Source organism: Micromonospora lutea (assembly GCF_016863535.1).
GTDB lineage: Bacteria > Actinomycetota > Actinomycetes > Mycobacteriales > Micromonosporaceae > Micromonospora > Micromonospora lutea.
In genome coordinates, this window is record NZ_BOPB01000020.1 from 155,437 (window position 1) to 168,587 (window position 13,151).

Consider the following 13,151-nt stretch of genomic DNA (forward strand, 5'->3'; position numbering starts at 1 on the left):
ATCCCACCCACCTTTCGGCGGACCGGCGACGCCCGCCGCTGCCGTCCGCTGCGCATAGGATCTGCCCCATGCAGGAGGGCCGGTGGACGACGATCACGCCGTCGCAGTTCTCGCACGAGCGAGAGGCACTGGCACATGTCCAGACGCTGCTTCCCGACACCGAGCCATACCGCGCCTGGTCGAACTTCACCTTCACCGCACAGACCGGGCATCCGTACGAGGTCGATCTGCTCGTCGCCGCTCCCGGCGGCCTCTACCTGGTCGAGATCAAGAGCTGGTCCGGGCGGCTGACCTCCAGCGGTTCGAACTGGCTGCTGCACGGCCCGAACGGCACCCGCACCTTCGACAACCCGTTGCACCTGGCCGACGCGAAGGCCAAGAAGCTCAAGTCCCTGCTCCAGGTCGCCGCGAGCCGCCGCCGGGGCCAGGCGGTGCGGATCCCGTTCGTTCAGGCGGCGGTGTTCCTGTCCAAGCCGGGGCTGAAGATCGAGCTGTCGGAACATCACCTGCACGGCGTCTACGGTCCCGAGCCGATCGAGGGCCGCGAAGGAGAGCTGGATCCGATCACGTCGCTGCTGCTGCGCCAGCCGGACGACGAGCGGCGAAGGGTCACCCGCGAGGTGTCGGCTGCTCTACCGGATCTACTCGCGGATGTCGGCATCGCGCGCAGCCGCCGGCACTACCAGGTCGGCGCGTGGGAGTTGGAGACCCGGCCCTTCGACGTCGGGCCGACCTGGCAGGACCACCGGGCCCGGCACCGTGACCTGGAGCGGGAGCACCGCTGGGTACGGATCTACCTGGTCGAGCGCAACGCCGCCCAGGCCGCGCGGGCCAGCATCGAGCGGGCCGCCCGGCGCGAGATGTCGGTGCTGCACGGCATCAGCCATCCCGGCATCGTCCAAGCCGACTCGATGGAGCAGCACGAGGCCGGGCCCGCGCTGATCTTCCGCCATGACCCACGGACGATCCGCCTCGACCACTACATGTCGCAGTACGGCGAGCGCCTCGACGTGCTCACCCGACTCGCCATGATCCGCCAGCTTGCCGAGACGGTGGCGTACGCGCACCGCCGTAAGCTGCACCATCGTGCCCTGTCCGCCCGCAGCGTGTTGGTCGCTCCCGGGCCACGGCGGCGTGGTGGCAGCGAGGACGAGGCGTGGCTGACGCCCCGACTGCTGGTCAGTGACTGGCAGGCGGCCACCCGCGGCACCGACACCAGCGGCAGCGGCGACCCGATCACCCCCTCCTCACACGCCGCCGACCACATCGAGCGTTCGGCGGAGGCATATCTGGCGCCGGAGTTGACCGCGCCAAGTCCGGACGCGGTCGCGATGGACGTCTTCGGCCTCGGCGCGTTGGCGTACCTGATCCTCACCGGGCAACCCCCGGCGGCCAAGCGCCCGGAGCTGCTGACCCGGCTCGCCCGTGACAACGGGCTGCGCGCGGCATCGATCGCCGACGCGATCAGCTCCTTCGCCGACGAGATGATCCAGGCGGCGACGGCCCCGGTGCCCATCCAGCGACTCACCACGGTCGCCGAGTTCGTCGAGATGCTTCAGGAGGTCGAGGACGAGCTGACCGCCCCGCCACCCACCTCGACCCATCCGCCCGAACCCGCACCGGAGCAAGTCGACCCGCTGGAGGCGCGCGGTGGCGACCTGGTCGGCGAGTGGAAGATCGTCCGTAGCCTCGGCACCGGCTCGACCTGCCGGGCGTTCCTGGCGTTCAACGAGCGCACCCGGCGCGACGAGGTGCTCAAGGTGGCCCTCTCCGACGAGAAGGCGGCGCGCCTTGCCCACGAGGCACGGGTGCTCGAGCCGCTCACCGATTCCCGGGTGATCAGGCTGGCCCGGCCGGAACCGTTGCAGCTCGGCCCCCGCACCGTCGTGGTGCTTGAGCATGCCGGTGACCGCACCCTGGCACGCAAGCTGCGTGACGACGGCCGGCTCACCGTTGATGAGCTGGAGACCTACAGCGACTACCTGTTCGGCGCCCTGGACTACCTGGAGGGCGAGGGCGTCTACCACCGCGACATCAAGCCGGACAACATCGCCATCCGCATCCGCCCGAACCGCACCCGCCAACTGGTGCTCTTCGACTTCTCCCTGGCCGGCGTCTCGGTCAAGGAAATCGCCGCCGGCACCCCGCGCTACCTCGACCCGTTCCTCGGCACCGCCGCCCGCCAGGTCTACGACAAGCACGCCGAGTGGTACGCCCTGGCCGTGACGCTGCACGAGATGGCCTCCGGCGAGCTACCCCTGTGGGGCGACGGTGGCACCGAACCGCAGCTCACCGAAGGCCCGCCGGTGCTGGCCGCGGAGGCGTTCGACACGGCGATCCGCGACGACCTGGTGGAGTTCTTCCAGCGGGCCCTGCACCGCGACCACCGTCGCCGGTTCGCCACCCTGAAGGAGATGCGCGACGCCTGGCAGCAGGTGTTCCGCCGCTCCGACGCGAGCGCCCCGGTCGGTAGCGAGCATCCGGAGATCGAAACCGAGGAGCCGGACGAGAAGGCCGCCGAGAAGGCGCGTGAGGAGGCCGCCGGCAAGGCGACCCGCGCCACCGCGCTGGAGGCCGCCGGGCTCACCCCGCGGGCGGTTTCCGCCGCGCATCGGGTGGAGGCCACCACCGTCGGTGAGCTGCTCGCCGTCGGTAACAACACCTTCGCCACGCTGCCCGGCCTCGGTGCCCGGACGCGCAGGGAGTTGCAGCGCCGGGTCAAGCAGTGGCGCACCCGGCTGGGGGAGCGGGAGACAATCTCCACCTCCGCCGCAGCACGTAAGGCGGCCACCGCCGAGGTCGCCACCGAGACGACAAATGCCGGCGGGGACACCGATCTGGTACGCGTCGGCCTCGACGCCATCGCCGCCCTGCTCGTGCCGGCCAAGAACGGCCGTAACGCCGCCGAGGTGGAAGCCACCCGGCTGCTGTTGAACCTGCCCGACGCCACCGGCGCGTTGCCCCCGCTTCAGCTGTGGCCGCAGCAGCCACAGGTCGCCGCCGCCGTTGGCGTCACGTCCGGCCGGATCGCCCAGATCCTCGGCAAGCAGCGCAAGCGCTGGCACGACATGCCGGTGGTGGGCAGCGTGCGTACCCAGATCATCGAGCTGTTGCACGACGGTGGGCGGGTGATGGGGGTCGCCGAGCTGGCCGAGGCTCTGCTGATCAGTCGCGGCTCGGTGCGTACCGGTGACGACCTGCGCCTCGCGGTGGCGGTCGCCGCCGTGCGGGCGGCCGTCGAGGTCGACGCCATTGAGGAGGAGCCCCGCCTGCTGCTGCGACGGCATGCTCGGGGCGACATCGACGGTAAGCCGAATCCGCGTGGCGACCGGCTGCTCGTGGCCCTTGAGGCGGGCGAGGACGACAGTCCGGACGCCCCGGCCGCACCGGCGTTGCTCGACTACGCCGACGCGCTCGGCAAGACCGCCGACGAATTGGCTGCCAGCGAAGTATTGCCCAGTGCGGCGACGGTGTTGCGTACCCTCGCGGCGGTCACGCCGCCCGGTGGCGTGGCGGACACTGTCGACGACCGGCGGCGCGTGATGCTCGCCGCCGTGGCCTCGGACCAGGCCGCCGCGACCGCCCGGTTGGAGCTGTACCCGCGCAACCTCGACCCGGTACGCGCGCTGCGGCTCGCCCAAGCCGGCGTGGTGCCTCCCGCGACCACGCCCGAGGGGCGGCGGGGACTGACCCCGGAGCACGTCATCCAGCGGGTGACCGCCCGATTCCCCGAGCTGACGGCGTCGCTGCCGTCGCACCCGAAGCTCGACAAGTTGCTTGCCGAGGCCGGTTTCGAACTGCGCTGGGATCGGGACCGTTACCTTCCCCCACCGCCGCGCGCCGGCTCGTCTTCGATGTCGGTCGTCCAGCGCCGCCCGTCGGCCACGAACGCGCCGAGCCGGTGGGAGGCCGAGTCGCCGGAACTGGCGGCGGCGGTGCGGGCCGAGGAGCGGCTGACCGGCGCCAGGTCCGCCGGTGGGTTCCGGGCATTGACCGTACGCCTCAACCGGTACGCGCTGGCCCGCGAGGAACTATCCCGACGCTTCGACGCCCGGCCGGTCAACGTGGCCGCGGTGTTCCTTCGTGAGCTACGCGGCCTGGTCGACGCCCGACCGAAGCCCACCTGGGAGACGGTGCTGGGCGCGGACATCGCCGAGCAGGGCTCCCGAGCCGCCATCAAGCTCGGCGAGTACGTCGAGCAGGCGTGGCAACTAGCAATGCCCTTGCTGCGGGCGCAGCTGCGCGTCGACGCCGGGCCGGTGCTGCTGCACGACGCGGCGGTGCTGGCGCGGTACCGGGCGATGGAGCGGCTCCACGAGCTGGCCGAGGCCGCACGTGGCGGGGAGGGCGACGTCTGGTTGCTCTGCCCGATGGACGACCCGGGAGTGCTACCCAAGCTGGACGGTGCCGTGGTGCGGGTAGGCGACAACGAGTGGATTGCCCTCCCCGACGCCTGGGCCGTCAACGCCCACCGCAGCGCGGTGACCGCCTGACAGCTCCCCTGATTGTGCAGCTTCTTGGGCGTGGCAGTGTAGCTGTCCGCCACGCCGCCATGCGAACAGTCACACCGCCACGATGAGGCGCGAGGCGTGCCATAGCAGATGATGGCGCGTAGCGGTGGGTCGTCCACAGCGCGGTCGTTGTCCACAGGTGCAGCCCTTCGTTGTAGCGGGACCTTGCGGCGGGCGGCACGGTCGGTGGCATGGACGCGGTGTTGGCGGAATTGGTGAAGCGCGGGGACGGGCTGGTGACCCGATCCATCGTTGAGCAGGTCGTGCCGGAGTGGATTCTGCAACGGGCGTGCACCAATGGTGAACTGGTGCGGGTCCTACCCGAGGTGTTCGCGTCAGCGCACCTCCAAAATGCTCGCATCGAGCGGGCCACCACCCCGCCACTCAGCCGGATCGGCCCGGCCCTCGGTCGCCGTGCGGTCGCCGCCTGGGTACGCGGGCGCGGCGCGCTCAGCCATCTCACCGCCCTCGACCTCTGGGGGTTGCGCCAACAACTGCCCGGGGACCTGTTGCACGTGAGTACGCCGGCCGCCAGCGGCCTGCGAAGCTGGCCCGGTGTCCGAGTCCACCGACGCCGCCACCTCGCCCTCGCCCCACCGTCGGTGGTGGTACGACAAGGGCTGCCCGTGACCACCATCGAGCGAGCCCTCGTCGACTCCTGGCCGATGCTTCCGCCGGGCGAGCAACGGACGCCGATAATCAGGGCGGTCAACAAGCGGCTGACCACCCCAGGTCGCTTGCACGCTGTGCTCGACGACACGGCAAGGGTGGCTGGCCGGGTTGTGCTGCGCACCCTGCTGACCCGGCTCGCCGAGGGCTGCCGCAGTCCGCTGGAGATCTGGGGGCACGAGCGGGTCTTCACAGGCCCTGGAATGCCGGCATTCCAGCGGCAGGTGCGAATCCGGCTCGGCCAGCGCAACGTCTACCTCGACCTCTACGCCGAACCGGAACGCGTCAACATCGAACTCGACGGTGCCACCACCCACGGTGATCCACGACAGCGCGAGATCGACCTGCGCCGCGATGCACAACTGGCCGCCCTTGGCATCCTGGTCGTCCGCTTCGCCCATCGTCGGCTCGTGCACGAGCCGGAGGCGGTACGCCGGGAAACCCTCGCCATCCTCGCCAGCCGTCGGCCCGTGTGATCACCAGAACGACGCACTCGTAATGCGTAGGTCGACGGAACAGGGCACGCTCAATGGGCCGACGACCGGGCGACCGGCCGCGCCGGCCGTGGTGGTGCGGCGGCACCGGTATCGGACCGGATGCCGGCGAGTTGGACGTAGATCTCGCGTTTGGCGGTGGCGTCGCCGCGCCGGTCGATGACGTACCCGGTCAGCCAGATCCAGCCGTCGTAGGCGTGCCGGTCGCTGACCGAGACGACGCGCAGGGTGAGCGCCCGGCCCCCGGCGAACTGCACCGAGGCGCGACCGTCGATCCGGAGCAGGTCGCCGGGGGCCGGGCGTGCGGTCACCAGCGGCCCTGGTTCGGTGGTCGGCAGTGCCGGGCGTGCATGGACTGCCAGTCGCGCAGCGCCCGCTTGAGCCGGTCGTTCTCCTGGGCGAGCGTACGGAACTGCCGGTGCAGGTCGGCCAGCTCGTCGGCGACCGTGGCCTGGAACTCGCGTACCTCATCGGGGTCGACCCCATGGCGACGCGGGGCGAACGTGCGGGTGCGTACCTCATGCGGGGTCATCCGGGTCGGGTGGCCGGTCCCGTAGGGCTGGCCACCTCGATACACCTGGGCCACGACGTTCCTTTCCTCAGCAGTCGGAGGCGCGGAGGGTCGGTGCGGTGGTGCGTGGAAGGGCGGGCCGTGCGTGGCCGGCGTCCGCACGGTCCGCCCGCTCGGCCGCCGCAGCCCCATTCGGCGGTACGACGACAGAGCAGCTTGTCTGGGTCGGGACGGGCACGCGCACCCGTCCCGACCAGGGGGATGAGCCGAACTCGTTGCCACGCGAGGACCGGCTCCGGATCAAACATATATGCCTAAGCTGAGGATTGCAACGCTCGGTTGTCTGGTGAGCGCGTGGCGTGATCAAATAGGCGTGCCACGCGAGGAGTGCCATGCCACAGACACCGGACTACATCCGGATCTCTGACGAGATCGTTAGCGACGTGCGGAGCGGGAAGGTTCAGCCAGGGGAGAAGCTGCCTTCGATCGCCGACATGGGTGACCGATTCGAGGTCAGCTCATCGACCATCCAGATGGTCTACGTGCGACTGGAAGCGCTGCGCGTCATCCGGCGACACCAGGGCAAGGGGGTCTTCGTGACCGATCCAAAGACCTGGATGCGCGAGCCCTGACTGAGCGGAGGCGTGTCGAAGGGCGGCGCATGGTCGACCGGGTGGAGACACGACGCGACCCAGAGTGGCGAAGGTTGAACGGATCGTGTAGACCAGTGGACGCAGTGCGATGCTAGGAGCGGCCAGCGGAGAAGGAGGCAGTCGTGATCGACAAACTTCATGATGCGCTGCTCACTCCGGCTGACACCGCCCGCTATCTGGGCATACCCCGTAGCACCATGTATTCCTGGCTTGCCGAGAAGGCGGCCGGGGAGCCGCTGGTGCACAGCGTGCCGCCGGCAAAGCGGGGATGGCCGTCCGTCCCGTTTGTTGCTGTCATCGAGGCATATGTCCTTCGGTCCCTCCGCGACCTGAAGCTCGGGAAGGACAAGATCCGCGACGTCGCTGCCGAAATTCGCAACATCTTCGGCAACCCTTACGGACTGGCGGATCGGCGGATCGCGACGGACGGCATCGACGTCTTCGTCCACTATGTCGACACCGACGAACTGGCCCGGGCCGGCGACCATCAGATGCCGATCCGTGAAGTGATCGCCGATTACCTGAGGTACATCGTCTGGGATCCCTCTGACGCCTACCCCGCTCGCTTGCGGTTGCGTCAGTATCCGGACACCGCTCAGGTGGTCATCGATCCGCGGTTCGGCTGGGGGGCTCCCGTCGTCGCACGCACCAAGGTCCCGGTCGAGGCGGTTGTGGGGATGTGGCGTGCTGGTGAACCCTCTGAAGTCGTTGCCGACGAGTACGGGCTGACCGTTGACGAAGTCGAAGCCGTCGTCCGGGTCGCCGCCTGAGTTCTTCGTCGATCGTTGCCTGGGCAAGAGCACACCCCGAGCACTCAGCGCCGCCGGTTGGACCGTGCACCTGGTGACTGACATCTTCCCTGCGGACGGGCAGTTCACCGGTGACGATGTGTGGGTCGAGTACGGGCTCAAGCAGGGTTGGACGCTGCTCACCCAGGACAGAAAGATCCGCAACCAGGTCAAGGTCCTTGACCTCCTCCGCGCGGCCGGTCTCACCATCCATTGTCTGAGCAGCGCCGAGCTTCCACAGGCGGAGCGGGCGGAGCGTTTCGAGCGTCACCGCGACCGGATCTGGCGATATGGAGCGGAAGGCCCAGCCGGCTTCTACGTCGTCTACGAGGACGCCGTCGTTCGGCGGTGGCCGTAGGTAGCGACTCGGCGACGGGATCGGGCCTTACGGGTAACACCGTCCCGTCGGCGGGACGACTAGAGTCGTCGCGTGGTCGACCGGAAGCTGCTCTTGTCGGACCTGCAGAAGCAGGTCAAGAACCTGGAGAAGGACCTGCGGGAGCAGGCCGAGACGGTCGAGGAGGTGCGCTCCCGGCTGCGTGGCGAATACGACCATGCCTTCAAGGTCGGTCGTACCGCCGCCACCTGGACAGCTTGGCGCGACGAGCGGGTGACCCAGGTCGCGGTGGCCTGGGTGCTCGGCACCGTCTTCGTCCGCTTCTGCGAGGACAACGGCCTGCTGCCCGACCCCTACCTGGCCGGGCCGGGCGACCGCCTTGTGCTCGCCGAGGAAGCCGAGGCCCAGTTCTTCCGCGACCGCCCCGACCAGACGCTGCGCGGTTGGCTGCACCAAGGCTTCGACACGATCGCTAGCACCCAGGCCGGCAAGTCACTCTTCGACAAGCGGCACAACCCGCTCTACCAGATTCCGCTCTCTCACGACGAGGCGAAGAACCTGATCGCCTTCTGGCGTCGTCGCGGCGAAGCTGGCAGCCTGGTGCACGACTTCACCGACCCCGAGTGGGACACCCGCTTCCTCGGCGACCTCTACCAGGATCTCTCCGAGGCCGCCCGCAAGACCTACGCCCTGCTCCAGACCCCCGAGTTCGTCGAGGAGTTCATCCTCGACCTGACGCTGACTCCGGCGATCGATGAGTTCGGCCACGACGTGGTCAAGATGATCGACCCCACCTGCGGCTCCGGCCACTTCGTCCTCGGCGCCTTCCACCGGCTGCTGAAGGAGTGGGAGCAACACGCCCCCAACCGCGACCCGCACGAGCGGGTACGCCTTGCCCTCGATGCCGTCCACGGCGTCGACATCAACCCCTTCGCGGTCGCCATCGCCCGCTTCCGCCTGCTGATAGCCGCCCTCCGTGCCGCCGGGGTAAGAAATCTCGCAGACTCGGCTGCCCATGCCTTCTCCACGCATTTAGCCGTGGGTGACTCTCTGATCAAGGCTCGTCAGCTTGACCTCTTCGGTCTTTGCGATGATGTTGCCGACTTCCACTACGTCACAGATGATATACATGAACACCCAGACATCTTGCGTGAGGGGCGGTATCACGTTGTGGTTGGCAATCCGCCCTACATCACTGTCAAAGACAAAAGCCTGAACCGGCTATATCGCGAGATCTACAGTTCGTGCCACTTGCAGTATGCGTTGTCGGTTCCATTTGCCCAACGTTTTTTCGAGTTGTCGAAGCGTGACGCTGAAAGTCGTGCCGCTGGTTTTGTTGGGCAGATCACCGCGAATTCGCTTCTCAAGCGTGAATTCGGCAAGAGATTGGTGGAATCATACTTCGCGAATGAAGCTGATTTGACCCATGTAATCGACAGTTCGGGTGCCTTTATTCCTGGGCACGGCACGCCGACTGTCGTCCTTATTGGACGATCGCGGGTCACCTCCCGCAGTGCTACGGTGCGGGCCCTTCTTGGAGTCCGTGGCGAACCGACAGCCCCCTCGAATCCGGCGCAGGGTTTCGTGTGGCGGTCGATCGTTGAACAGCTGAATCAACCTGGATCTGAATCACAGTGGATGAGTTGTGTGGACCTACCGCGGGAGGTTCTGCAGCGATTTCCTGTGAGCTTGTCCGGTGGCGGCGCTGCGGATCTTATGACTGCAATAACTCAGCAGGGTGCTTCTCTCCTTGGCCGTCATGCGCGGTCAATTGGCCGCTATGCGCACACGGGTTCAGATGAGAGCTATTTTGCCTCTCGCGGCACATGGGGCAGATGGATCGCTTCTCCGGAATCTATCGTCGAGCTTGTCGAAGGTGATGCTATACGTGACTGGAAGGTTCTCCCTTTCACTGAGGCGCTCTTCCCTTACGGGGATGACCTGCGGCCTTCACTCAGGGATCAGGTACTTGGTCGAAAGCTGTGGCGGACGCGAAGTCAGCTTGCACTAAGGCGTGAACCGGGAGGGACTCACGAGGAGATCGGACTGACCTGGTTCGAGTGGAGTAGATGGCATCCAGAGCGATTTACCGTACCGCTGGGGATCGCGATGCCGTTCGTCTCGACCCACAATCATTTCGCCTTGGAACGCGGCGGCAAGGTGTTTAAGCAGACCGCGCCGGTGATCAAGTTGGGGGAGGGGGCGTCGGAGGACGATCACCTGCGGCTGCTCGGGGTGCTCAATAGCTCGACCGCCTGCTTCTGGCTCAAGCAGGTCAGCTATCCCAAGGGCGGGGATCCGCTGGGGGACACCGGGGCGAGAGTCAGTGCTGAGGGGTGGTCGGATAGATACGAGTTCACAGGTACGAAGTTGCAGGATTTTCCGCTGCCTTCGGCGTACCCATTGGATTTTGCGCGGGAGATTGATGGGCTGGCGCAGCGGCTCGCGGCGGTGAGTCCGGCGGCGGTGGCGGGGTCTGGGGTGCCGACGCGGGAGCGGCTGGATGCCGCCGCCTACGACTGGCATGCCACCCGGGGGCAGATGATCTGCTTGCAGGAGGAGTTGGACTGGCAGGTCTACTCGCTCTACGGGCTGCTGGACGAGGACCTGACCGCGCCGGAAAGTGTTCGGCCGCCGATGCTGACGCTGGGGCAGCGGGCGTTCGAGATCGTGCTGGCGCGGAAGATGCGCGACGAGGGGCTGGAGACGCAGTGGTTCGCGCGGCACGGCTCGACGCCGATCACCGAGCTGCCGGCGCACTGGTCGGACGAGTACAAGGCGATCGTGCAGCGGCGGATCGAGCTGATCGAGAGCAACCGCAACATCGGGCTGATCGAGCGGCCGGAGTGCAAGCGGCGGTGGGCCACCGAGGGCTGGGACAAGATGCAGGCCAGGGCGCTGCGGGACTGGCTGCTGGACCGGTGCGAGGCGCGGGAGCTGTGGTACCACCACGTCGACGGGCTGGAGCAACCGCGCTCGCTGACCACCGCGCAGCTCGCCGACGAGTTACGCCGCGACCCCGACGTGCTCGCCGTCGCCGAGCTGTACGCGCCCGGTCAGGATCTCGGCAAGGTGATCGCCGACCTGGTCGCCGACGAGCACGTGCCGCACCTGGCCGCGCTGCGCTACAAGGACTCCGGCCTGCGCAAGCGCGCCGACTGGGAGCATGTGTGGGACCTGCAACGGGCCGAGGACGCGCTGCCCGACGAGGCGGCGAAGCGGGAGTTCCGCAAGCAGATCCCGGTGCCGCCGAAGTACACCTCGGCGGACTTCGCCAAGGCCAGCTACTGGAAGCATCGGGGCAAGCTCGACGTACCCAAGGAACGTTTCGTGTCGTACCCGGGTGCCAGCCGCGACGGTGACCCGTCGCTGCTGGTCGGCTGGGCCGGCTGGGACCACCGCGAGCAGGCCCAGGCCCTCGCCACCCTGATCGTCGCCCGCGAGCAGGAAGACGGCTGGGCGGCCGACCGGCTGCTGCCGCTGGTCGCGGGGCTGCGCGAGATCCTTCCCTGGGTACGCCAGTGGCACGGCGAGTTCGACGCGGAGTGGGGTGCCTCGCCGGCCGACATTTACGCCGGCTTCCTCGCCGAGACGACCAACCGCCTGCACCTCACCGACGAGGCGCTGACGTCCTGGCGTCCGCCCAAGGCGACCCGGGGCCGCAAGGCGAAGCAGTGAGCACGTCGTTGGTTCCCCCTGCCCGCACCGACAGGAGATGACGATGGACGACATTCAGCTCATCAGTGACGGCGACGGGTTGGCCGTCATCGGTGATCCGGTGGCTGTCGAACGGTTCCTGGTCTCGGAGGGGTTGCCGTCGAAGGATCTCGAGCTGCATCGGCTCGGACCCTTCCTCGGCAGGGCTGCGGGAGTCGCACAGGCAGGTGCCGAGATCGCCGCCAATTCTGGCCGCTGGATGAAGCTGACCGAGGAGTCCGCGCGGGCCGCGTCGAAGCTTCCGCTGGTCACGAACTCGACCACCGGCAATCTCCACGCCACGCTGCGGGCACCCTCCGGCGAGTTCGCCAAGAACCTCCAGTTTGTGAAGGGCGGGTTTTTCTCCAACCCTGCAGTCCTGTCCGGTGCCGCGGGACTTATGGCACAGCTTGCGATGCAACAGGCCATGGAAGAGATCACGGACTATCTCGCCGTGATCGACGAGAAGGTCGACGACGTGCTCCGCGCCCAGAAGGACGCCGTACTGGCGGAGATGGTAGGCGTGGGCTTCGTCATCGAGGAGGCCATGACCATCCGGAAGCAGGTGGGTCGGGTCTCCGAGGTCACCTGGTCGAAGGTGCAGACCGCGCCGACCACGATCGCGGACACCCAGGCGTACGCGCTGCGGCAACTCGACGCACTCGCGGAGAAGCTGGAACGAAAGAGCAAGATCGGTGATGTCGCCAAGGCGGCCAGGGAAGCGGAGTCCAAAGTCCGGGAGTGGCTCGCTGTCCTGGCGCGCTGCTTCCAACTACAGGACGCGTTCGCCGTGCTCGAACTCGACCGGGTCTTCGAGACGACTCCAGCCGAGCTGGACGGGCATCGCCTCGGCCTGAAGGCTGCCCGGAAAAGCCGGTTGGACCTCATCGCGCGGTGCACCGAGCGCCTGATGACCCGCATGGACGCGGCTGCCGGCACGGCCAACACCAAGGTGCTGACGCATCCGTTCGACGCTCCGGCGGTGGTGCAGGCGAGCAACCACGTCTCGACCGCCATCATCGACTTTCAGGGACGGCTCGGGATCGAGGGTGAGCGACGGTCGTCGGAGGCGAGGCGGTGGACGGACGCGGCCAAGGAGGTGCGGGACAAGGCGTTGGTGACCGGAGCAGACGGCGTCGACGCCGCCAGACGCCTCGGTAACGAGACCTTCGACCGGGCCAAATCGGTAAAGGGCAAGCTCTCCCACCGGATCGCCGAGCAAGCGGCCCGTCTGCGCAGGGACGACGCGCAAACCTGACCGGCGGGCCGTTGAGAGATACCCGAACGTGAGAAGTCTCGTTGCCGAGGAAGGCAGGATGGCATCACGACCCCCCTCCGGGTACCAGATCAGGAAAGTCCATCCCACGCTGAGCAACCTGCAGCGGTACACCCTGAACAAGACGCTGACGTTCCGCTGCGCCACCTGCCGCCGTACCAACACGTCCAGCTCTGTCGTGACGATCTTGGACGACTGGTCCCGCCTACTGTGCAA

Annotated in this window: 9 protein-coding genes; 7 read left to right on the forward strand and 2 right to left on the reverse strand. The window is 67.8% G+C overall.

Annotation, left to right across the window (positions count from 1 at the left end; genetic code table 11):
* Positions 1 to 68: 68 nt before the first annotated feature.
* The gene (gene pglW / locus Vlu01_RS18345) at positions 69 to 4,493 is read left to right on the forward strand and encodes a BREX system serine/threonine kinase PglW (protein WP_204001071.1); all 4,425 of its coding nucleotides are present in this window, start codon (positions 69 to 71) and stop codon (positions 4,491 to 4,493) included.
* 209 nt (positions 4,494 to 4,702) lie between these two features.
* Positions 4,703 to 5,656 carry a DUF559 domain-containing protein gene (locus Vlu01_RS18350; protein WP_204001073.1) on the forward strand — a complete coding sequence of 318 codons (954 nt, stop codon included), beginning with the start codon at positions 4,703 to 4,705 and terminating at the stop codon, positions 5,654 to 5,656.
* A gap of 50 nt (positions 5,657 to 5,706) precedes the next feature.
* Here Vlu01_RS18350 and Vlu01_RS18355 read toward each other — a convergent pair whose 3' ends face one another.
* Together Vlu01_RS18355 and Vlu01_RS27620 are read right to left on the reverse strand one after the other, a co-directional pair.
* Positions 5,707 to 5,985 (reverse strand): hypothetical protein, encoded by a 279-nt coding sequence (locus Vlu01_RS18355; protein ID WP_239095976.1) that lies wholly within the window; start codon positions 5,983 to 5,985, stop codon positions 5,707 to 5,709.
* A complete protein-coding gene (locus Vlu01_RS27620) occupies positions 5,982 to 6,206 on the reverse strand; it encodes a DivIVA domain-containing protein (RefSeq protein WP_239095977.1) in 225 nt (74 codons plus the stop codon). Before Vlu01_RS27620 ends, Vlu01_RS18355 begins: the two co-directional genes overlap by 4 nt.
* Positions 6,207 to 6,577: 371 nt before the next feature.
* Here Vlu01_RS27620 and Vlu01_RS18365 point away from each other — a divergent pair, with 371 nt between their 5' ends.
* The 5 genes from Vlu01_RS18365 to Vlu01_RS18385 all read left to right on the forward strand — a co-directional run bounded on the left by Vlu01_RS18365 (position 6,578) and on the right by Vlu01_RS18385 (position 12,917).
* Positions 6,578 to 6,817 (forward strand): winged helix-turn-helix domain-containing protein, encoded by a 240-nt coding sequence (locus tag Vlu01_RS18365; RefSeq protein ID WP_204001077.1) that lies wholly within the window; start codon positions 6,578 to 6,580, stop codon positions 6,815 to 6,817.
* 143 nt (positions 6,818 to 6,960) lie between these two features.
* Positions 6,961 to 7,608, forward strand: coding sequence for a DUF433 domain-containing protein (locus Vlu01_RS18370; RefSeq protein WP_204001079.1), 648 nt, complete (start codon positions 6,961 to 6,963; stop codon positions 7,606 to 7,608).
* The gene (locus Vlu01_RS18375) at positions 7,571 to 7,984 is read left to right on the forward strand and encodes a PIN-like domain-containing protein (protein WP_204001082.1); all 414 of its coding nucleotides are present in this window, start codon (positions 7,571 to 7,573) and stop codon (positions 7,982 to 7,984) included. The genes Vlu01_RS18370 and Vlu01_RS18375 overlap by 38 nt, the downstream gene beginning before the upstream one ends.
* Positions 7,985 to 8,056: 72 nt before the next feature.
* Positions 8,057 to 11,641 carry a BREX-2 system adenine-specific DNA-methyltransferase PglX gene (pglX, locus tag Vlu01_RS18380; protein WP_204001084.1) on the forward strand — a complete coding sequence of 1,195 codons (3,585 nt, stop codon included), beginning with the start codon at positions 8,057 to 8,059 and terminating at the stop codon, positions 11,639 to 11,641.
* A gap of 43 nt (positions 11,642 to 11,684) precedes the next feature.
* Positions 11,685 to 12,917: a hypothetical protein gene (locus tag Vlu01_RS18385; RefSeq protein WP_204001087.1), complete on the forward strand. Its 1,233-nt coding sequence runs from the start codon at positions 11,685 to 11,687 to the stop codon at positions 12,915 to 12,917.
* The last annotated feature ends 234 nt before the right edge of the window (positions 12,918 to 13,151 follow it).